Here is a 20,910-nt window from a genome sequence, read left to right on the forward strand (position 1 = left end):
CCGAACGCTAGGTGTCTTGGTCGAGCTCGGAGGCGACCTGACCATAGTTGAGCAGGGCGACCAGCGTTGTCCCGCCGACGACATTGCCGAGCAGGGTCGGGACGAAGAAGGCTCCGACATAGTCGCCCAACGAGGCCCGGCCCGTCAGCACCAGGAAGGCGCACTCGACCGATCCGGCCACGATGTGCGCGAACTGTCCCAGCGCGATCAGATAGGTCATGATGATGACGATATGGGCGCGGGCGCCGCGGACGGCAGGCAACAGCCACGTCATCAGCGCGATCAGCCAGCCGGCAAACACCGCCCGCATGAAGGTGGCCGGGAATGCGCCCTCGACGGTATGGCGGCTGAGCTCGGTGAAGGCGTCGATGATCCGCGGCTCGAAGACGTGAGTGTAGGCCAGCGCTGCTGCAGCCGCCCACGTCCCTACGACATTGGCGATCAGCACGAGACTCCACAGCCGCGCAACGCGGCCAAGGGTGTTCAGATCGCGATGATGCAGCAGCGGCAGGATCGGTGTCAGCGTGTTTTCTGTGAACAGCTGCTGCCGGCCGAGCACCACGACGAGAAAGCCTGCGGTATAGCCGACCGGTGCAAACAGCCGTCGCGCCGCCTCGTCGGTGAGGAACGTGTGGAATTCGCCCTGCACGATCAGGGACAGGCTGATCGACAGGCCGGCGGCGAAGCCCGATATCAGGATCGCCCACCAGCGTCGTTCCAGCTCGCTCTCGCCCTCCGCGCGGATGGTCTCGTGAATCAGGACGGCATTGGGCCGGCTCTGCGCCTCGATCTCGCGTCGCTGTTGATCCGAGACGCCATCGATGTCGGCCGCGGGGCTGAAGGTCGAGGCGGTTGCCTTGCTGCGCACGTGGTTGAACCCATCGGGTGGCGCAGGCGGTTGCCGACGCTGAAAAGGATGCTGAGATCCGTTTCGCGTGAACGTTCGAGCCGATGACGAAGTTCCGAACTGATGCTGCGGCGGGGGTGCGGCAAACCGATCAGGACGCCGTTGCCACCGGCACCGGCTGGCGCTGCTTGGACAACCGCGCCAGCAGCACCGTGGCGGTCCGCGTGATGTGCTGCCGGGCGAGATCCTCGGCCTTCTGCGCATCGCCTGAGATCACGGCGTTCAGGATGTCCTCGTGCTGGTCCCAGATCCGCCGCGGCGTCTCGTCGCGCATCAGCACCTCGCCCATCAGCCGGCGCAGATGCAGCCAATGCGGCTGGGTCGTATCCTGGATCACCGAGTTGCCGGAGATCTCGTAGAGGAACTCGTGAAACCTGACGTCGGCCTCGATCAGCTTCTCCACCGAGTGCTCGCGCTCGGCGCGGCGGCCTTCCTCGATCAGCCTGGGGCCTTCTTCGGCCGCGCGCTCGGCGCCGCGGGTCGCCGCCAGCCCGCAGGCGAGGCCTTCGGCGACGGCGCGGATTTCATAGAGGTTGCGGATGAAGTCGGTATCGATCGGCGCGACCTCGAGGCCGCGGCCCGGCGCGTCGCGCACGAAACCATGATTGCGCAACAGCAGCAGCGCCTGCTGCACCGGCTGACGCGACACACCGAGGTCGCGCGCCAGATCGTCCTGGATCAGCCGCGCGGATTCCGGCAGTTCCCCGCCGACGATGTCGGAGAGGATACGCTGGTAGACCCGTTCCGTCAGGCTCGGCTGGCTCTTCAGCGGCGGCACGCGGCCTCCTGCAACGATTCGAGCATGGTGTCCGATCCGTGATTCGATGCGGCCGGCCCGGTGTCGGGCGCTCGCGTCACCGATGGTGGACGGGTCGCGGCGCTCATAGCGATATCTTGCGTGCCGAGAGCGTGCGCCGCTGCTTCGGCCTGCCGCCCTGCTGGGATTCGATGTGATGGATGAAGACGGCGGCCGCCCGCGAGATGTGGTCGCGGCTCAGCCGTTCGGCCTCGGCGCTGCGGCCCGCGATCACGGCGGCGAGAATGCCCTCGTGCTCGTCCCACACCGTCCGGGACATGCTTTCCTCCTTCTGCAGGACGTCGGACATCACGCGCTTCAAATAGGGCCAATGCGGCGTCATCGTCTCGTTGATCAGCGTATTGCCGGAGAGATCGCTCAGAAAGCGATGGAAGGCGATGTCGGTCTCGATCTTGCGGCTGACCAGCCCGCTTTTAACCGCGGCATGGCCGGCGGCCATGTAGGCGGGACCTTCGTGGGCCGCGCGGTCACTGGCGCGTTCGGCGGCGAGGCGGGCGGCGAGACCTTCGAGCACGGCGCGCATCTCATAGAGATCCCGGACGAAGCCCGGGTCGAGCGGCGCGACGATCAACCCGCGGCCGGGTGCGGTCTGCACCAGCCCGCAGCCGCGCAGCAGCACCAGGGCCTGCTGAACCGGCTGTCGCGACACGCCGTAGGCCTGGGCGAGATCGTCCTGAATCAACCGCGATCCGGGCATGAGAATACCGCTGACGATCTCGTCAGTGATCGCTTCGACGACCTGGTCGACCAGAGACGGGGGGGCGGGGGACACAATGCGCATGAGTCATCACTTTTTTGCCGGCACGATAGCACGCCAGCCGCAAAAATCCATTTGCGACGAATTCGAATTCAGAGTACGAATTCAAAAATAAAGAGCCAAGTTAAAACGGCTTCAAAGTCTTGGGGAGGGCGCCCGTGTCGGATCAACCGGCTCGTTCGGAGCGTGACCAGAGCGGCTCGGCGCCCTCGGAGGGCAGCGTGCGTAACTCGCGGGGGTCCGCGGCGTTGCGTCGACTCTCGGCGGTGTTCGTTGCCGCGATCCTCGCGATGTCGCCTGCACTTGCCGCGGGCGGAGAAGGCCTGACCCTGTCCGACGCCTGGGTGCCTGCGGCGCCCGAAATCGGCCGCGACATCCCCCTGATGGTCACGATCAAGAACGAGACCACGGCGCCCGAAGCGCTGCTGCGCGTGCGCTGTCCGGTTGCCAATTTCTCCGAACGCCACACCGTCGATCGCGGCGAAGGCGCGCCGGCAATGCGCTCCATCCCCAACATTCCAATTCCCGCAGGCAGCACGCTGGTGCTGCTGCCGACCGCCTATCACGTGATGCTGCTGCAGACCCGCGAGCCGCTCGAGCCCGGCAAGCGCTTCACCTGCACGATCGTGTTCCAGAAAGCAGGATCCATCGAAACGGAGGTCGAGGTTCGCAAGTCCCCCTGAAGCTTGTTTGTCGCCTGCTGCCCGCGTCGCCGCGAGCTTGGCGGAGCGGTGTTCGAACTCAAAAAATCAAAAGTGGGAGAAGGAAACGATGAGGAATCACGTCAGGTCGACGCTACGGGCCGTGCTGCTGGCCAGCGCAGCTTTCGCCTGTTTCCAGCTCGGATCTCCGGCGCGGGCCGCCGACGAGATGACACCGGAGCGGCTGCTCAACGCCGACAAGGAAGCCGGCAACTGGCTGCATCATCACAAGAACTACTCGGGCACGCGCTTCTCGGCGCTGAAGGAGATCAACAAGGACAACGTCAAGAACCTGAAGGTCGCCTGGACGATGCATCTCGGCGGCGTCGAGGGCGGCGGCATCTGGAGCCATGGCGGTCTCGAAGGCACGCCGATCGTCGAGAATGGCATGATGTACGTGACCGACGGCTGGGGCTCGGTCTACAAGATCGATGCGCGCGGCGGCAAAGGCCAGCTGGTCTGGAAGATGGATCCGAAGACGGATCACGACTGGGCCGGTGCGGTCGCCTGCTGCGGCGTCGACAATCGCGGCGTCGCGCTGTGGGGCAATCTCGTCGTCTCGCACACGCTCGACGGCCGCCTGATCGCGACCAACAAGGAGACCGGACAGGTCGCCTGGCAGCGCCAGGTCGCCGATCCCGACAAGGGCGAGGTCATCACCGGCGCGCCGCTGATCGTGAAGAATATGGCGGTCTCGGGTGTGGCCGGCGCCGAATACGGCATCCGCGGCTGGATCGCGGCGACCGATCTGTCGACGCAGAAGGAAGTCTGGCGCACCCACACCATTCCGGCCAAGGGCGAGCCCGGCAGTGAGACCTGGAAGGACAGCAACGACGCGGCCGCGGCCGGCGGCGGTTCGACCTGGGTGACCGGCACCTACGACCCGTCGACCGACACCATCATCTGGGGCGTCGGCAACCCCGGTCCGGACTGGGACAACGCCTATCGTCCCGGCGACAACCTCTACACCGACAGCTCGCTGGCGCTCGATGCCTCGACCGGCAAGATCAAGTGGCACTATCAGCACACGCCGAATGATCCCTACGACTATGACAGCGTGGCCGAGAACGTGCTGGTCGACGTGCCCGCACCGAACGGTTCGACCCTGAAGCTCGCGCTCGAGGCCGATCGCAACGGCTTCGCCTATGCGATCGACCGCACCAACGGCAAGTTCCTCTGGGGCCTGCCCTTCGTCAAGAAGGTGACCTGGACCAAGGGGCTCGATGCCGAGACCGGCAAGCCGATCGAGTATGATCCGAAGAACCCGGTGCAGCGCTACAATGCGTCGGTGACGCCGCATCGCGAGAACAAGGTGGCGGACATCTGCCCGGGCAACATGGGCGGCAAGAACTGGCCGCCGACGGCCTACAATCCGGACCTCAAGCTCTGGTACATTCCGGTCATCGAGAGCTGCAACCGGATCACCGTGGAAGAGGCGACCAAGGACAAGCTGAAGCCGCGCGAGTTCTGGACCGGCGGCGGACCGAGCCAGCCGTTCAAGATCACGGGCAGCGTGACCGCGATCGACGTCACCACCGGCAAGATCGCCGGCAAGATGGAGACGCCGTTCCCAAATCTCGGCGGCATGCTGTCGACGCCTGACCTCGTCTTCACTGGCCAGCCTTCGGGCGAGGTGATGGCGCTCGACGCCAAGACCCTGCAGAAGCTGTGGGAGTTCAACACCGGCGGCGGCGTCAATGCGCCTCCGGTGACGTTCTCGGTCGACGGCAAGCAATACGTCGCGATCCTGGTCGGTCTCGGCGGCGCCTGGGACAAGTGGTTCATCGAAGCCACGCCCGAGTTGAAGAAGATCCAGCCCGGCTCGATGCTCTACGTCTTCGCGCTGTGATGTAGAGAGGGAGCGGAGGCATCGCCTCCGCTCCCGCCTTATCCCCCATTCGACAAGAACATCAGATGAAACTCAGTGCGATCACCTGCGCCGTGACGTTGGCCCTCGTTCTCGGTTCCGCCTCGCTCGCGGCGGCGCAATCGGCGGTGCCGGCCGATCCGACCGAAGCCGGCAAGGCGGTGTTCAAGCGCGCTAACTGCGTCGGCTGCCACAAATGGCACGGCAATGGCGGTGGCGGCTACGGCGGCGACGCGCTGTCGCTGCGCAAGACCGATCTCGACCGCCAGCACATCATCGAGACCGTGACCTGCGGCCGGCCCGGGACGGGCATGCCGTATTTCGCGCGCGGCTCGTATGACACCGCGAAATGCTACGACATGAGCCGCCAGGATGTTGGCGAGCGCATGCCGCCGGAGGGCGGCACGTTCCTGCGGCCCAACGATATCGAGGCCGTCGCGGATTATGTGCTCGCTCACATCAAGGGCCGGGGCGAGCCGACCTACGACGAGTGCACCGCCTTCTTCGGCAACATTTCGCGCGTCTGCGACATCTACAAGGCGAATGCCACCAAGCCCGCGAGCGAGCCATCCAAATGAAACGGACATCCTTCGCTGCCATCTTCGCGATCGTCCTGCTCCCCTTCGTCATGCATGCAGCCTCTGCCCAGGCCGTGCCGGCGTACGACCTGCGCGATATCACCGTCGGCATGCCGGTCGGTCAGTTGCCCGATGCCGGCTATGTCAATCTGACCTGCGCCGGGGATCCTGATCGCAAGCTCGAGGCGTGGTCCGGCTGGCGCGACTGCCCAGCCGATGCGCAAGGGGCGCGTGCGGTGCGCTTCGAGTTCGATCCGGAGACCAGCCAGGACGGCACCAAGGTTGCGGGTCATCCGGTGCTGCTGACCGCCCTGGTCGACGACAGCGGCGCCGTCACCGGCCTGACCATCGAGACCGATCCGAAGGCGCGGCTCTACATCCGCAAGAAGGCCTTCCTGCTCGGCAACCAGGTCAAGTCGCGCTACGGCGCCGAGGGCTGGGACTGCAAGGAGCAGCAGCCGACGGCGGGCGAGCAGCCGGTCGGCGGCGTGTTCCTGCGCGAGGTCTGCAGCAAGACCGTGCCCGGCCGGATGCTGACCGTCGAGCGCGAGCTGTTCCGCAAGCCCGATCAGGATGCCAAGAGCTTCGTCGACCAGACGCGGGTTCGGATCACGAGGCAGGCGAACTGACCGAGACGTCCGATGCCCGTCCTCTGCGCCGAGGCTCTTTCGTAGGTCACCGAGATGAAAGGGGGAACGACGATGAGGGACCTCCTGAATTTCGGGCAGATGCTGTCGGCCCATGCCCGGATGTCGCCGGATCGTGTGGGCGCGCGCGATCTCGAACGCGCGATGAGCTTCAGGCTGTGGAACGATCGCGCGCGCCGGCTGGCCAACGCGCTGCTCGGGCTCGGTCTCGCCAAGGGCGACCGCGTCGCCATCCTGGCCTACAATTGCGTCGAATGGTGCGAGATCTATGCCGCGACCGCCAAGGCCGGCCTCGTCGCGCTGCCGGTCAATTTTCGCCTTACCGCGCCCGAGGTGCAGTTCATCGTTCAGAACGCCGAAGCCGCGGCCATGATCGTGCAGGACGAACTCACCGGCCTTGTCGAGGAGGCGCGCAAGGATCTCGGCATCACCGACGACCGCTTCATTCATTTCGGCACCAGGCCGCGACCGGCGGGCTATCGCGGCTATGAGGACATCATCGCCGCGGCGTCGGATCGCGAGCCGGACGTCGAGGTCGCGCTGTCCGATCCCTGGACCCTGATGTACACCTCGGGCACCACGGGCAAGCCGAAGGGCGTGCTGCGCAGCCATCGCAGCGCCGTCTTGCTGTCGATGGTGACCGAGATCGAGCTCAAGCTGAGCCGCAACGACGGTGCGCTGCTGGTGATGCCGATGTGCCACGCCAACTCGCTGAACTTCTTCGGCGCGTTCGGCTATATCGGCGGCGTCAATTCGATCTATTCCCGCAAGAGTTTCGATCCGGAGCACGCGGTGACGACGCTCGCCGACGGCGGCGCGACCTTCACCTCGCTGGTCCCCACGCATTACATCATGATGCTCGATCTGCCGCGGGCGCTGCGCGCCCAGCATGATTTCAGCGCGGTCACCAAGCTGATGATTTCGTCTGCGCCGGCGCGCCCGGAGACCAAGCGCGAGGTCATGGAGATGTTTCCGAAGTCCGGGCTCTACGAGCTCTACGGCGCCACCGAGACCGGCTGGGTCACGATGCTGCATCCGCGTGAGCAATTCACCAAGCTCGGCTCGGTCGGGCGCGAATGCGTCGGCGCCGCGCCGATCCGCATCCTGGACGAAGCCGGCAACGAGGTGCCGGACGGCGAGGCGGGTGAGCTCTATTCCTCAAACGCGCACACCTTCGACTGCTATTGGCGTCTGCCGGAGAAGACCAAGGAGGCGTTTCGCGGCGACTATTGCTCGGTCGGCGACATGGCGCGCCGCGATGCCGACGGCTACATCCATCTCGCCGACCGCAAGAGCAACATGATCATCTCCGGCGGCGAGAACATCTATCCGTCCGAGGTCGAGGCGCTGGTCGGTGCCCATCCCGGTGTCAGGGACATCGCGGTCATCGGCCTGCCCGACGACAAATGGGGCGAGCGCGTCCACGCCGTGATCGTGCCGCGTGACGGCATGACGGTGCAGGAAGGCGAACTGGTCGAATGGGCGCGGCAGCGTCTGGCCGGGTTCAAACGGCCGCGCTCCTACGCCTTCATCACCGAGAACGAAATGCCGCGCAATGCGACCGGCAAGATCCTGCATCGCGAATTGAAGAAGAGATTTTCGCAGTGAGGCGTTTGCTGTGCTTTGCGGTCTGATATGTAGCTGCGATGCAGGCTGTTCTCAATTCCGCTCTTCCCATCTTCGCGCTGATCCTGACCGGGTTCCTGTGCGGCTGGTTCAATGTCTTCGATCGCACCGCGACCGACAATCTCAACCGCTTCGCCGTGTACCTGGCGTTGCCGGCGCTGATCTTCACGGCGATGTCCAAGATCGGCGTCGAGCAGGTCAGCCAGTTCGGCTTCATCGGCGCCTTCTGCGGCGGCATCGCCGCGACCTTTGCGACCGGCTTCGTGATCAGCCGGCTGCGCGGCCGGCGCGTCGCCAATGCCAGCATCGAGGGCCTCGACGCCGGCTACAGCAATGTCGGCTTCATGGGCATTCCGATGTGCCTCCTGGTGTTCGGTCCCGACAGCGCGCCGGCCTCGATCATCGCGACCTTGTTCACGGCCTGCGTGCTGTTCCTGTTCGCGATCGTCGTCGTCGAGATGGATCTGCAGAAGGGCGCCACGTTTGGGGCGACGGTGGCCAAGGTTGCGCGCTCTCTCCTGACCAGCCCGCTGTTCATCGCGCCCGTCGCGGGGCTGGCGGTAGGCCTCAGCGGCTTCGCATTGCCCGCACCGTTCCTGAGCTTCACGACCTTGCTCGGGGGCGCGGCGTCGCCCGCAGCGCTGGTCTGCATCGGCCTGTTCCTGGCGCAGGAGCGGGTGGTGACGCACGACGCGGCCTCGATCGGCCTCCTCGTCTCGCTGAAGCTGGTGATGCAGCCGGCGGTGACCGCGCTGCTCGCCTTCCACGTGTTCGCGATGCCGCCGCTATGGTCGCATTCGGCGGTGATCCTCAGCGCGCTGCCGATCGGTTCCGGGCCGTTCACCATCGCCAAGCTCTACGGCCTCGAGGCCGGTGTCACCTCGGGCTCCATTCTCGTATCGCACATCCTTGCCGTGCTCACCGTCTCGCTGCTCGTGGCCTGGCTCGCGCCGGGCTGATCCCATCGCCATCAGCCGGAGTCGTCAGATGAAGGTCCCTCCCGACAGTGCCGCCGATCTGATCGCCCGCCTGCTCAAGCGCCGCGGCGTTGCCCGCGTGTTCGCGCTGTGCGGCGGCCACATCATGCCGATCTGGATGCGGCTCGACGCCGAGGGCATCCGCATCATCGACGTGCGCGACGAACGCGCCGCCGTGCACATGGCGCAGGCGCATGCGGAGCTGACCGGCGAGCTCGGCGTCGCGCTGGTCACCGCGGGCCCGGGCATGACCAACGCCATCACCGGCATCGCCAACGCCCATGTGTCGCGCGCGCCGGTGCTGGTGATCTCGGGCGGCAATCCACGGCCTCAGGAGAATCGCGGCGGGCTGCAGGACATGGACCACACCCAGCTGGTGCGCTCGATCACGCGCTATGCGCGCACCGTGCGCGAGCCGTCGCTGGTGCTGCAGGAGCTCGACGAGGCCATCTCGCGCGCGTTCGGCGATGGCGGCGAGCCGGGGCCCGCCTTCATCGATTTCCCCGTCGATACGCTGCGCGGCCTCGTGCCGAAGGCGATGCAACTGGAGGAGCATCTCGCGCCGAAGTCGCGCGCGGCGACACGGCCGGATCGGGCCGAGGTCGAGAAGGCGGTCGAGCTGTTGTGGTCGGCGCGCCGTGTGCTCGTGATCTCAGGCCGCGGCGCGCGCAGTGCGGGACCCGAACTGATCGCGCTGCTCGACCGCCTCGGTGCAGTCTATCTCGACACCGGTGAGAGCAGGGGGCTCGTGCCCGATGATCATCCATCCGTGGTCGGCGCGATGCGCGGGGCCGTGATGGGCGATGCCGATGTCGTGCTGACCGTCGGTCGCCGGCTCGACTTCCAGCTCGCCTATGGCTCGCCGGCCGTGTTCAAGGATGCCAAATTCGTGCGCATCAGCGACACCGCGAGCGAACTGCGCGACAACCGTCGCGGCGCCGCCGAGATCCTGGCCGCACCCGCGGAGACCTTGCGCGCAATGGTGTCGGTTGCGGGCAATCGCGAATCGGCGGTCGATCTGCAATGGGCGGGCAAGCTGCGCGCGGCGCATCAGGAGCGCGCGGCCAAGCTGCGTCAGAGCATGGCGACGGCGCCGAACGGCTCCGACGGACGGCTGCATCCGAATCGCGTGCTGTCGGCGCTGCAGGAGGCGATCGGCAACGACGCGGTCGTCATCACCGATGGTGGCGACTTCCTGTCGTTCGCACGCGTCGGCCTCAGCGCGCCGCTGATGCTCGATCCCGGCCCGTTCGGCTGCATCGGCATCGGCGTGCCCTATGGTATCGCCGCCAGTCTTGCTTTCCCCGACAAGCCCGTGGTGGTCGCGACCGGCGACGGCGCCTTTGGCTTCAACGCGATCGAGGTCGACACCGCCGTGCGCCACCGGGCGCCGGTCTTGATCGTCGTCGCCAACAACGGCGCCTGGCAGATCGAGGTGCACGACCAGACCGTGACGCACGGCAAGGTCGTCGGCACCAGGCTGCAATTCGCCGATCACGCCGCGATGGCGCGCGCCTTCGGCATGCATGCGGAGCGCGTCGAGACCGAGGCGCAGCTCGGACCCGCGATCGCGCGCGCACTCGCCAACCGCCCGGCGCTGCTCGACATGGTGGTGACGCCGGAGGCGGTGTCATCGGATGCCAAGACCGGCCTCGCCTGGGTGCCGGATCTGCAACCGCTCGCGGCGTGGGACGAAGCGGAGCGCAAGTGGCGCGGGACGTGAGGGATGGTTTTGCGGGACGATTGGTTTCCAGGCTGGCAGCGACGATTGGTCTTGCCCGCCTAGTCAGGTACGCATGTCTAACCACACGAATGGTGCACCCTCTCCCCTTGTGGGAGAGGGTGGATCGCGCGCGCGGAGCGGGCGCGAGCCGGGTGAGGGGTCTGTCTCCGCAGTGACGGTCGAGCGCGCGGAGAGAACCCCTCACCCGGCGTGCATTTCGCTGCGCTCATGCCCGCCACCCTCTCCCACAAGGGGAGAGGGTGCACCGAGTTTGCGCTGTAGCTCGCCTGAACTAAACGCCTTCGCCTCACACCTGCTGCAACTGCCGCGGCGTGCTGAGCCACAGCGCGAGCAGGGTGCAGACGGCGCCCGACAGCAGATAGCCGCCGGCGGAGAGCAGGCCGAGATATGCCGCCAGCACCAGTGCCGCCAGCGGCGCGAAGCCGGCGCCGAACAGCCAGGCGAGGTCGGCGGTCAGGGCAGAGGCCGTGTAGCGATAGGTCTTCTGGAAGTTCGCGGCGATCGCGCCGGACGATTGCCCGAACGACAGGCCGAGCAGGATGAAGCCGAGCACCATGTAGACGGTCTCGCCGACCGGACCGGCATCCAGCAATTGCGGCGCGAACCCTGAGAATACCGCGATCGCGGTCGCCGAGCCGATCAGCAGCGATTTGCGCCCGATGCGGTCGGCGAGCATGCCGGAGACGACGATGGCGACGACGCCGAACACGGCGCCGACGGCCTCGATGATCAGGAAGCGGGCCGGCGTTTCCTTGGTGTACAGGAACACCCAGGACAGCGGAAACACCGTGACCATGTGGAACAGCGCGAAGCTCGCCAGCGGCGCGAACGCGCCGATCACGATGTTGCGGCCTTCATGACGGATCGTGTTGACGACGCGGGCCGGCTGCAGTTCTCGGGAATGGAACAGCTCGTCATATTCCGGCGTCACCACCATGCGCAGCCGCGCGAACAGCGCGACGACGTTGATGGCGAACGCCACGAAGAACGGATAGCGCCAGCCCCAATCGAAGAAATCCGCCGCCGAGAGATTGCCGACGAAGAACGCGAACAGCACGCTGGCGACGATCAGCCCGAGCGGCGCACCGAGTTGCGGAATCATCGCATACCACCCGCGCTGATGCTCCGGCGCGTTCATGGCGAGCAGCGAAGCGAGGCCATCCCAGGCGCCGCCCCAGGCGAGGCCCTGGCCGATCCGCGCCAGCGCCAGCAGCCAGATCGCGGCCGCGCCGACGGTGTGGTAGCTCGGCAGGAACGCGATCGCCACCGTCGACGTGCCGAGCAGGAACAAGGCCGTGATCAGCTTGGCGCTCTTGCCGTAGCGGCGGTCGACGGCCATGAAGATCACGCTGCCCACCGGGCGCGCGAGGAAGGCCAGCGCAAAGATCGCGAACGAATACAGCGTTTGGGTGAGTTCGTCAGCAAATGGAAAGACGAGACGTGGAAACACGATCACCGAGGCGATGGCGTAGACGAAGAAGTCGAAGAATTCCGACGTCCGGCCGATGACGACGCCGATCGCGATCTCGCCGGGATTTGCCTCGTGCCTGCGGGAGAGTTCGGTTTCGCCGTCGGCGGTCGCCGCTACCTGTGTCATCGTGCTGCCTGCAGTCCTCTCGCACATTATCTGCGTCCGTCATTGTCCGCCCCGGCGCCGCTCCGACATTGGACAAATTGTCCAATGTCGGGCGCGTCGTCTCGCCGCTACCTCAGGCCTCGTTCAGAGATCCGCCTGTCGACGAGGTCAAGCTTGCGTTACTGGAAACTGTTGGCTCTGCTGCCGCTAGGCTTCGCGCTCGGCGGCTGCAATCTGGTCGTGCTCGCCCCATCCGGTGACGTCGCCGCCCAGCAGCGCGATCTCGTGATCATCGCCACGGTGCTGATGCTTCTGATCGTGGTGCCGGTGATGGCGGCGACCGCCGTCGTCGCCTGGCGCTACCGCCAGTCGAACGACACCGCGACGTACACGCCGGACTGGGATCACTCGACGCAGCTCGAACTGCTGATCTGGGCAGCGCCGCTGCTCATCATCATCTGCCTGGGCGCGGTCACCTGGATGGGCACGCATCTGCTCGATCCCTATCGCACGCTCGGGCGCATCGCGTCCGACCGGCCGCTGACGCCGCAGGACAAGCCGCTCGAGGTCGATGTCGTGGCGCTCGATTGGAAGTGGCTGTTCATCTATCCCGAATACGGCATCGCCAGCGTCAACGAGCTTGCCGCACCGGTCAATCGCCCGCTCGATTTCAGGATCACGTCATCGTCGGTGATGAACTCGTTCTATATTCCGGCACTCGCCGGCCAGATCTATGCGATGCCGGGCATGCAGAGCCGGCTGCACGCCGTCATCAACAAGCCCGGCCTCTATCGCGGCTTCTCGGCCAACTACAGCGGCGCCGGCTTCTCCGGCATGCGATTCGCCTTCCAGGCGCTGTCGGACGGCGAATTCAACGGCTGGGTCGAGAAGGCCAAGGCCAGCGGCAGCCAGCTCGGCAAGCCGGATTATCTCCAGCTCGAACGTCCCAGCGCCAACGAGCCGGTCCGCCATTACGCCTCCGTCGACGGCGACCTGTTCCGCGCGATTCTCAACATGTGCGTCGAATCTGGCAAGATGTGCATGAGCGAGATGATGGCGATCGACGCTCGCGGCGGCATGGGCATGGCTGGCGTCCGCAACACGCTGCCGCTCGCCTACGACAAGTTCGCCGCGCGTGGCGCCGTGTTCGGCGCCGAACCGAGCTTCGTCGCCGGCGGCGTCTGCCTGCCGGGCGATCAGGTCACGCGCATGGCGGCGGAGGCATCGCCCACCGTGCTGGCGCCGGGCGACTGGACGCCGCTGCAGGGGCGCGGGCTGGAGCGGCCCAGCCTGATGCGGCCGTCGAAGGCATCCTTCATCACGGGGCCAGCCTCCAAGTCGGATTCGTGAGGATCACATCATGTTCGATACGTCAGATCTCACCCGATTGATCTTCGGCCGGCTCACGCTGGAATCGCTGCCGCTGCACGAGCCGATCATCATCGGCACCTTCGCGATGGTCGCGCTCGGCGGCCTCGCGCTGTTCGGCGCGCTCACTTATTTCCGGCTGTGGGGCTATCTGTGGAAGGAATGGTTCACCACCGTCGACCACAAGCGCATCGGCATCATGTACATGGTGCTCGGCATCGTCATGCTGCTGCGCGGCTTCGCCGACGCGCTGATGATGCGGTTGCAGCAGGCGATCGCCTTCAACGGCTCCGAAGGCTATCTCAACTCGCACCACTATGATCAGGTGTTCACGGCGCATGGCGTGATCATGATCTTCTTCGTGGCGATGCCGCTGGTCACCGGCCTGATGAATTATGTAGTGCCGCTGCAGATCGGCGCCCGCGACGTGTCGTTTCCGTTCCTCAACAATTTCAGCTTCTGGATGACCACGGCCGGCGCCGTGCTGGTGATGTGCTCGCTGTTCGTCGGCGAGTTCGCCCGCACCGGGTGGCTCGCCTATCCGCCGCTGTCGAACATCTCCTACAGTCCGGATGTCGGCGTCGACTACTACATCTGGGCGCTGCAGGTCGCCGGCGTCGGCACACTGCTGTCCGGCGTCAACCTGATCTGCACCATCGTGAAGATGCGGGCGCCCGGCATGACCATGATGAAGATGCCGGTGTTCACCTGGACCTCGCTGTGCACCAACGTGCTGATCGTCGCCTCCTTCCCGGTGCTGACGGCGGTGCTGGCGCTGCTGTCGCTCGACCGCTACGTCGGCACCAATTTCTTCACCAACGACTTCGGCGGCGATCCGATGATGTACGTCAACCTCATCTGGATCTGGGGCCATCCGGAGGTCTACATCCTGATCCTGCCGGCGTTCGGCATCTTCTCCGAGGTGACCTCGACCTTCTCGGGCAAGCGCCTGTTCGGCTACACCTCGATGGTCTACGCCACCGTCGTTATCACCATCCTCTCTTATCTCGTCTGGCTGCACCATTTCTTCACGATGGGCTCCGGCGCCAGCGTCAACTCGTTCTTCGGCATCACCACGATGATCATCTCGATCCCGACGGGCGCGAAGATGTTCAACTGGCTGTTCACGATGTATCGCGGCCGCATCCGCTTCGAGCTGCCGATGATGTGGACGGTTGCCTTCATGCTGACCTTCGTGATCGGCGGCATGACCGGCGTTCTGCTGGCGGTGCCGCCGGCCGACTTCGTGCTGCACAACAGCCTGTTCCTGGTCGCGCATTTCCACAACGTGATCATCGGCGGCGTGCTGTTCGGCCTGTTCGCCGGCATCGCCTACTGGTTCCCGAAGGCGTTCGGCTTCAGGCTCGATCCGTTCTGGGGCAAGCTGTCGTTCTGGTTCTGGACGGTCGGCTTCTACTTCGCCTTCATGCCGCTCTACGTGCTCGGCCTGATGGGCGTGACCCGTCGGCTGCGCACCTTCGACGATCCGAGCCTGCAGATCTGGTTCATCATTGCCGGCGTCGGCGCGTTCCTGATCCTGCTGGGCATCGCGAGCTTCCTGATCCAGATCGCGGTCAGCGTCCTCAGGCGTGAGCAGCTCGCCGACGTCACCGGCGATCCCTGGAATGCGCGCACGCTGGAATGGGCGACCTCGTCGCCGCCGCCGGCCTACAACTTCGCCTTCACGCCGGTGGTGCACGACAATGACGCGTGGTGGGACATGAAGCGCCGCGGCTACGCGCGTCCGCTCGCCGGCTTCAAGGCGATCCACATGCCGAGCAACACCGGTACCGGCGTGATCCTGGCGGGCCTCAGCACTGCCATGGCCTTCGGCCTGATCTGGTACATCTGGTGGCTGGCCGCCGCGAGCTTCCTGGCGCTGCTGGCGGTCGCGATCGGCCACACCTTCAACTATCACCGCAGCTTCCATATCGCTGCCGACGAGGTCGTCAGCGCCGAGCGCGCGCGCACCGAGCTGCTCGCCGCAGGAGCCAAGTCATGACCGTTGCGATGGGGACATTGAAGGCCGGCGAGCCGGTGTTCTACGTCGTCGACGAGCACGAGCACCCCGAGGGGAGCAGCACGATGCTCGGCTTCTGGATCTATCTGATGAGCGACTGTCTCATCTTTGCGATCCTGTTCGCGGTCTATGGCGTGCTCGGCGGCAAATATGCCGCGGGCCCGGCGCCAAAGGACCTGTTCGACCTGTCGCTGGTCGCGGTCAACACCTCGTTCCTGCTGCTGTCGTCGCTCACCTACGGCTTTGCGATGCTGTCGATGCAGCAGAACAGGGTCGGCGCGATGCAGGCCTGGCTGGTCGTCACCGGCCTGTTCGGTCTCGCCTTCCTCGGCATCGAGCTGACCGAATTCGCCCACATGATCCATGAGGGCGCGACGCCCCAGCGCAGCGCCTTCCTGTCATCGTTCTTCACGCTGGTTGGAACCCACGGCCTGCACGTGACGTTCGGCCTCGTCTGGCTGGTGACCCTGATGCTGCAGGTGAAGCGCTTCGGCCTGATCGAGGCCAACCGCCGCCGGCTGGTCTGCCTCAGCATGTTCTGGCACTTCCTCGACGTGATCTGGATCGGTGTCTTCACGTTCGTCTATTTGATGGGGATGCTTCGATGAGCTCTGACGCCCACGCTCACGACCACGGCTCGTCGGATGCCCATGCCGGCACGCGCTCGGGACAATTGATCGGCTTCGGCGCCTCGGTCGTCCTGACCGCGATTCCGTTCCTGCTGGTCATGAACGGCTCGCTCGACAAGCAGGTCGCGGCGCTGATCATCACGGCGTTCGCGGCGGTGCAGGTCGTGGTCCACATGATCTTCTTCCTGCACATGAACCCCAGGGCCGAGGGCGGCTGGACCATGATGGCGCTGATCTTCACCATCATCATGGTGGTGATCGCACTCTCGGGCTCGCTGTGGGTCATGCATCATCTGACCACCAACATGATGCCCGTGCACGAGATGGGCCAGACGCCGTGATGCCTGATCCTGCCGATGGGGCAGGGGATGGAGACGAGCCGGGCCGCAAGCAGCCCGCGCTGCGGCCGGCGTCGTTCGCAATTCGTGCGGCCTGGGTCGCCTGCGTCGCCGTTCTGCTGGCCCTCGGGGTCTGGCAGGTCGAGCGCCGCGCCTGGAAGCTCGATCTGATCGACCGCGTCGAGCGCCGCATCCATGCCGCGCCGGTGCCGGCACCGGGCCCGGCGGCGTGGCCGGGCATCACTCGAAGCGATGACGAATACAGGCGTGTCACGCTCAGCGGCCGCTTCCTCAACGATCGCGAGACGCTGGTGCAGGCGGTGACGGCCGAAGGGCCCGGCTATTGGGTGGTGACGCCGCTGCAGACCGCTGACGGCCCCGTGCTGGTGAACCGGGGCTTCGTTCCGGCGGACCGCCGCGAGCCGGCGAGCCGCAGCGCAGGGAACCCGGAGGGGACGGTCCGCGTGACCGGACTGCTGCGCATTTCGGAACCCGGCGGCGGCTTCCTGCGCCACAACGATCCCGCTGGCAATCGCTGGTATTCACGTGACGTCGCCGCGATCGCGTCGGCGCGCGGCCTGTCCGGCGTCGCGCCGTTCTTCATCGACGCCGATGCAACGCCCAATCCCGGCGGATTTCCGATCGGCGGACTGACCGTGATCGCGTTCCCGAACAACCATCTGGTTTACGCGCTGACGTGGTTTACATTGGCCCTGATGCTGGCCGGCGCCGGGCTGCAGCGGCTCCGCCGCAGCGCTGCCGGCCTGGCGGCCGCGCGGGACATCGAATGGGATCATCGGCAGCAGGACATGCGCAGCTCGGAGGCGTCGGCATCGTGAGCAGATTCGCCTCGATGCGGGCCTGTGCGCCGATCGCGGATGCCGCCTCATGAGAAACGAGGCGCCGAACCTGCCGATCGGCGCGGTGGCCGCGCTCGCCACGCCCGAGATCCACGCGCCGCTGCCGACCCGGGACGCGACCAACCGCAAGAACATGGTGCTGCTGATCCAGCTGCGCTGGATCGCCGTCGGCGGGCAGATCGTCACCATCGCCTTCGTCACAACCTGGTTCGGCATCGCGCTGCCGCTCGTGCCGATGGCCGCGATCATCTGCGCGCTGGTGGCGTTGAACGTCGCCAGCCACAGCTGGCTGCGTTATCGCGACGACGTCGGCAATCGTGACCTGCTGATCGCCCTGATGCTCGACGTCGTGGCGCTCACCTCGGAGCTCTATCTCACCGGCGGCGCGTCCAATCCCTTCACGTGTCTCTACCTGCTGCAGATCACGCTGGGCGCCGTGCTGCTCGATGGACGCTCGTCCTGGTCGCTGGTCGCGCTCAGCGTGCTCAGCTTCGTCTGGCTCACCATCGAGTACCGGCCGCTGGCGGTGCCGCACAGCGATCCGTTCAGCCTGCACGTCACCGGCATGTTCGTCGGTTTCGTGCTCGACGCGGTGCTGCTCGTGGTGTTCGTGACGCGCATCAACCGGAACCTGCGCGAGCGCGATGCCAAGCTCGCCGACCTGCGCCAGCACGCGGCCGAGCAGGACCACATCATCCGCATGGGTCTCTTGGCATCAGGCGCTGCGCATGAGCTCGGCACGCCCTTGGCCTCGATCTCGGTGATCCTGAACGACTGGCGGCGCATGTCCGCCATTTCAGCCGATCCGGCGCTGGCGGAGGATTTCAACGACATGGAAGCTTCGGTGCAGCGCTGCAAGTCGATCGTCACCGACATCCTGGTGTCGGCCGGCCAGGCGCGCGGCGAGGACTCGGCGCCGACGACCTTGAAGGTGTTCCTGACCACGCTGGTCGCCGAATGGAGCGCGGCGCGCTCGGCGCGCAACCTGATGTTCCGCGACGAGTTCGGCTCGGATCCGGCGATCGTCTCCGACGTCGCCCTGAAGCAGGCCATCGTCAACGTGCTCGACAATGCCTTCGAGGTGTCGCGCGATTGGGTGGAGTTCGTGGCCGAGCGCGACGGCGATCAGCTGCTTCTCAGCATCAGCGATCGCGGGCCGGGATTCGATCGGGCCATGCTCGCCCAGCTCGGGCGTCCCTATCAGTCGAGCAAGGGCCGCCCCGGCCGCGGCCTCGGCCTGTTCCTGGTCGTCAACGTGATCCGCAAGCTCGGCGGCGGCGTTTCGGCCTGGAACCACCGGGGACGCGGGGCGACCGTGCGGCTGTCGCTGCCGCTGTCGATGCTTGCGATTGGAGAGCCCAGTGGAGATTGAACGCTCTCTGCTCATCGTCGAGGATGACGACGGCTTTGCGCGCACCCTGAAGCGCTCGTTCGAGCGCCGCGGCTACGAGGCCGTGATCGCGGCCTCGCTGGAAGAGGTCGGCGACATCCTGAAAGCGAAGACATTCGGCTATGCCGTCGTCGATCTCAAGCTCGGCGGCGCCTCCGGGCTGGTCTGTGTCGAGCGGCTGCATGCGCACGACCCGCAGATGCTGATCGTGGTGCTCACCGGCTTCGCCAGCATCGCCACCGCGGTCGAGGCGATCAAGCTCGGCGCCTGTCACTACCTCGCAAAACCCTCGAACACCGACGACATCGAGGAGGCCTTCCGCAAGGCGCAGGGCAACGCGCAGGTGGCGCTGGCGGAGCGCGCGACCTCGATCAAGACGCTGGAATGGGAACGTATCCACCAGACCCTGATCGAGACCGATTTCAACATCTCCGAAGCGGCGCGAAGGCTCGGCATGCACCGCCGCACGCTCGCACGCAAGCTCGAGAAGCGGCCGGTGAAGTAGAAGTGTTATCTGATTGATGTTGCGGCTGAGATTGAACCTGCTGCGGCAGAGAACGTACGCTACTGCCGGGCAAGCGCATAGAAGGCTCAGAGCTTTTGCTCGTCTCTCTCCCAGCCGTCATGGCCGGGCACGTCCCGGCCATCCACGTCGTTCGGCATCCTGGGAAGGACGTGGATGCCCGGGACAAGCCCGGGCATGACGGAGCAAAAAATTGGGAGAACGCCGTCGCAGCAGCCCGTATCCTCAGCTGATACGTCCGGTGAATCGCGCTATTCCGCCGCCTCGCGCTTGCCTTCGATCAGCAGGATGTCGAGGCTTTCGATCTCCTGCATGGCGCGGCCGGCGATGCCCTGCAGGTCGCCATAGAGTCCCGCCGTCGAATCCAGCACGCCGCGCAGCTGTTCCTCGCGCTTGGCCCACAGACGCATCATGGTCTTGCGCTCGCGGTCGAGGTCGTTCTGCATCTCGGTGAAGCGCTCGACGATGGCGTCGATGCGGTGGCGGAATCGCGGACCGGTGAGATAGGCGTAGACCATCTCCATCTTGGTCTGCTGGCCCTCCTGCGCGAGCTTGCTCGAGGCGACGTCGATCAGCGACTGGCGCAGCGCCAGCGACAGCGGTAGCGCGAAGCGCGGCTCGGCCACCCAGACGCCGTCGATCAGGTCGAAGCCGTCGACGCCCTTGGGCAGCGCGGTCGAGACGATCAGCGCGATGTCGGCCTTCGCCGCGCGCAAATCGTCGCGCAGCTTCACCAGCCAGCCATCGCTCCAGTTCTTGGTGCGCTTCGATTCCCACAGGATCGCGCCGCAGGCCTGGCCGCCCGGACCGATGACGCGATGGATGACGTCGCCGCCGAACTCGCCCTTCGGCACCGGCTCGACTAGGTCGCGCGGAAAGCGCGCGCGCAGTTGCGATTCCAGCTCGATCTCGAGCGCCTCGCCCTGCAGCTGCTGCGAGCCCTGCTCAGCCTTGCGGCGGAGTTCCTCGATCTGCCGCTGCATGCCGGCGATCTGGGTCTCCTTCTCGGCGACCTTGGCCTTCAGTCCCTCCTCGGCCTCGAGCCGCGCCTTGTCGCGCACCGCGACGAGGCTCTCCTGCACCTTGGTCTCGATGGTGAGATCGAGCTCGCGGCGGGCCTCATCGAGTTCGCGCTGCTTGCGCATCATCTCGGCCTGCGCCTTCTGGGCGTCGGCGAGCTTGGCGTCCTTGCTGAGAATGGTCTCATGCAACTCGGCAAGCTGGCGATCGCGGTTGCCCATTTCATCCGCGACGGCCTCGCGCGCCTTCGCCGCCTCGGCCTGCGCGATGGCTGAGCGCTCCGCCTTCAGCTTGGCGGCGACCTGCTGATCGATCGCGGCCCTGGCCTGCGCGATCTGGTCCTGCGCCGCCTTGAGCTGCGCCTCGCGGCGGCCGAAATCGGCCTCCTTGGCCTGGAGCTGCTTCTCGAACTGCCGGCGCGTCTCCGCGATCAGGGGCGCGGCGAGCTGCTCGGTGAGCCTGATTTCGGTGCGGCAGGAGGGGCAGACGATCTGAGGATCGGTCATGATTCGCATCCTTGCATGGGATACGAATCTAACCGGCCGCCGCGTGGTGTTGAACCCAC

The 20,910-nt window shown here is 66.0% G+C and carries 19 protein-coding genes; 14 read left to right on the forward strand and 5 right to left on the reverse strand.

Features of this window, described 5'->3' with window-relative positions; translation table 11 throughout:
- Window positions 1-7: 7 nt before the first annotated feature.
- From ACQR1B_RS21250 to ACQR1B_RS21260, 3 genes are all read right to left on the reverse strand, one after another.
- Window positions 8-868: a formate/nitrite transporter family protein gene (locus ACQR1B_RS21250; protein ID WP_434833504.1), complete on the reverse strand. Its 861-nt coding sequence runs from the start codon at window positions 866-868 to the stop codon at window positions 8-10.
- Between the two features lie 130 nt (window positions 869-998).
- Complete coding sequence (locus ACQR1B_RS21255; protein WP_434833505.1) at window positions 999-1,685, reverse strand: GntR family transcriptional regulator; 687 nt, start codon at window positions 1,683-1,685, stop codon at window positions 999-1,001.
- Window positions 1,686-1,788: 103 nt separating this feature from the next.
- Complete coding sequence (locus tag ACQR1B_RS21260) at window positions 1,789-2,505, reverse strand: GntR family transcriptional regulator (protein WP_434833506.1); 717 nt, start codon at window positions 2,503-2,505, stop codon at window positions 1,789-1,791.
- Between the two features lie 134 nt (window positions 2,506-2,639).
- Between ACQR1B_RS21260 and ACQR1B_RS21265 the strand changes: the two genes are divergently transcribed.
- The 7 genes from ACQR1B_RS21265 (at window position 2,640) to ACQR1B_RS21295 (ending at window position 10,600) form a co-directional block, all read left to right on the forward strand.
- Window positions 2,640-3,164 (forward strand): copper chaperone PCu(A)C, encoded by a 525-nt coding sequence (locus ACQR1B_RS21265; protein ID WP_434833507.1) that lies wholly within the window; start codon window positions 2,640-2,642, stop codon window positions 3,162-3,164.
- 88 nt (window positions 3,165-3,252) lie between these two features.
- Window positions 3,253-5,031 (forward strand): PQQ-dependent dehydrogenase, methanol/ethanol family, encoded by a 1,779-nt coding sequence (locus ACQR1B_RS21270; RefSeq protein WP_434833508.1) that lies wholly within the window; start codon window positions 3,253-3,255, stop codon window positions 5,029-5,031.
- A 98-nt stretch (window positions 5,032-5,129) separates the two neighbouring features.
- The gene (locus ACQR1B_RS21275) at window positions 5,130-5,627 is read left to right on the forward strand and encodes a c-type cytochrome (RefSeq protein WP_434833612.1); all 498 of its coding nucleotides are present in this window, start codon (window positions 5,130-5,132) and stop codon (window positions 5,625-5,627) included.
- Complete coding sequence (locus tag ACQR1B_RS21280; RefSeq protein ID WP_434833509.1) at window positions 5,624-6,256, forward strand: hypothetical protein; 633 nt, start codon at window positions 5,624-5,626, stop codon at window positions 6,254-6,256. The genes ACQR1B_RS21275 and ACQR1B_RS21280 overlap by 4 nt, the downstream gene beginning before the upstream one ends.
- A gap of 72 nt (window positions 6,257-6,328) precedes the next feature.
- Window positions 6,329-7,882 carry an AMP-binding protein gene (locus ACQR1B_RS21285; RefSeq protein ID WP_434833510.1) on the forward strand — a complete coding sequence of 518 codons (1,554 nt, stop codon included), beginning with the start codon at window positions 6,329-6,331 and terminating at the stop codon, window positions 7,880-7,882.
- A gap of 38 nt (window positions 7,883-7,920) precedes the next feature.
- Window positions 7,921-8,859 carry an AEC family transporter gene (locus tag ACQR1B_RS21290; protein ID WP_434833511.1) on the forward strand — a complete coding sequence of 313 codons (939 nt, stop codon included), beginning with the start codon at window positions 7,921-7,923 and terminating at the stop codon, window positions 8,857-8,859.
- A gap of 28 nt (window positions 8,860-8,887) precedes the next feature.
- Complete coding sequence (locus ACQR1B_RS21295; RefSeq protein WP_434833512.1) at window positions 8,888-10,600, forward strand: thiamine pyrophosphate-binding protein; 1,713 nt, start codon at window positions 8,888-8,890, stop codon at window positions 10,598-10,600.
- 307 nt (window positions 10,601-10,907) lie between these two features.
- Here ACQR1B_RS21295 and ACQR1B_RS21300 read toward each other — a convergent pair whose 3' ends face one another.
- The gene (locus tag ACQR1B_RS21300; RefSeq protein WP_434833513.1) at window positions 10,908-12,218 is read right to left on the reverse strand and encodes an MFS transporter; all 1,311 of its coding nucleotides are present in this window, start codon (window positions 12,216-12,218) and stop codon (window positions 10,908-10,910) included.
- A gap of 153 nt (window positions 12,219-12,371) precedes the next feature.
- Between ACQR1B_RS21300 and cyoA the strand changes: the two genes are divergently transcribed.
- From cyoA to ACQR1B_RS21335, 7 genes are read left to right on the forward strand one after another with little or no spacing between them, the layout of a single operon-like run.
- Window positions 12,372-13,547, forward strand: coding sequence for a ubiquinol oxidase subunit II (gene cyoA / locus ACQR1B_RS21305; protein WP_434833514.1), 1,176 nt, complete (start codon window positions 12,372-12,374; stop codon window positions 13,545-13,547).
- A 10-nt stretch (window positions 13,548-13,557) separates the two neighbouring features.
- Complete coding sequence (cyoB, locus tag ACQR1B_RS21310) at window positions 13,558-15,567, forward strand: cytochrome o ubiquinol oxidase subunit I (RefSeq protein ID WP_434833515.1); 2,010 nt, start codon at window positions 13,558-13,560, stop codon at window positions 15,565-15,567.
- Window positions 15,564-16,193, forward strand: coding sequence for a cytochrome o ubiquinol oxidase subunit III (cyoC, locus tag ACQR1B_RS21315; RefSeq protein ID WP_434833516.1), 630 nt, complete (start codon window positions 15,564-15,566; stop codon window positions 16,191-16,193). Before cyoB ends, cyoC begins: the two co-directional genes overlap by 4 nt.
- The gene (cyoD, locus tag ACQR1B_RS21320; RefSeq protein WP_434833517.1) at window positions 16,190-16,555 is read left to right on the forward strand and encodes a cytochrome o ubiquinol oxidase subunit IV; all 366 of its coding nucleotides are present in this window, start codon (window positions 16,190-16,192) and stop codon (window positions 16,553-16,555) included. Before cyoC ends, cyoD begins: the two co-directional genes overlap by 4 nt.
- Window positions 16,555-17,391: an SURF1 family protein gene (locus ACQR1B_RS21325; RefSeq protein ID WP_434833518.1), complete on the forward strand. Its 837-nt coding sequence runs from the start codon at window positions 16,555-16,557 to the stop codon at window positions 17,389-17,391. Before cyoD ends, ACQR1B_RS21325 begins: the two co-directional genes overlap by 1 nt.
- A 49-nt stretch (window positions 17,392-17,440) precedes the next feature.
- Window positions 17,441-18,784 carry an ATP-binding protein gene (locus ACQR1B_RS21330; protein WP_434833519.1) on the forward strand — a complete coding sequence of 448 codons (1,344 nt, stop codon included), beginning with the start codon at window positions 17,441-17,443 and terminating at the stop codon, window positions 18,782-18,784.
- The gene (locus ACQR1B_RS21335; RefSeq protein ID WP_434833520.1) at window positions 18,774-19,307 is read left to right on the forward strand and encodes a response regulator transcription factor; all 534 of its coding nucleotides are present in this window, start codon (window positions 18,774-18,776) and stop codon (window positions 19,305-19,307) included. The genes ACQR1B_RS21330 and ACQR1B_RS21335 overlap by 11 nt, the downstream gene beginning before the upstream one ends.
- 269 nt (window positions 19,308-19,576) lie before the next feature.
- Here ACQR1B_RS21335 and ACQR1B_RS21340 read toward each other — a convergent pair whose 3' ends face one another.
- Complete coding sequence (locus ACQR1B_RS21340) at window positions 19,577-20,851, reverse strand: DUF2130 domain-containing protein (protein WP_434833521.1); 1,275 nt, start codon at window positions 20,849-20,851, stop codon at window positions 19,577-19,579.
- Window positions 20,852-20,910: the final 59 nt, after the last annotated feature.

The sequence above is a fragment of the Bradyrhizobium oligotrophicum genome, from assembly GCF_051168495.1.
GTDB lineage: Bacteria > Pseudomonadota > Alphaproteobacteria > Rhizobiales > Xanthobacteraceae > Bradyrhizobium > Bradyrhizobium oligotrophicum_A.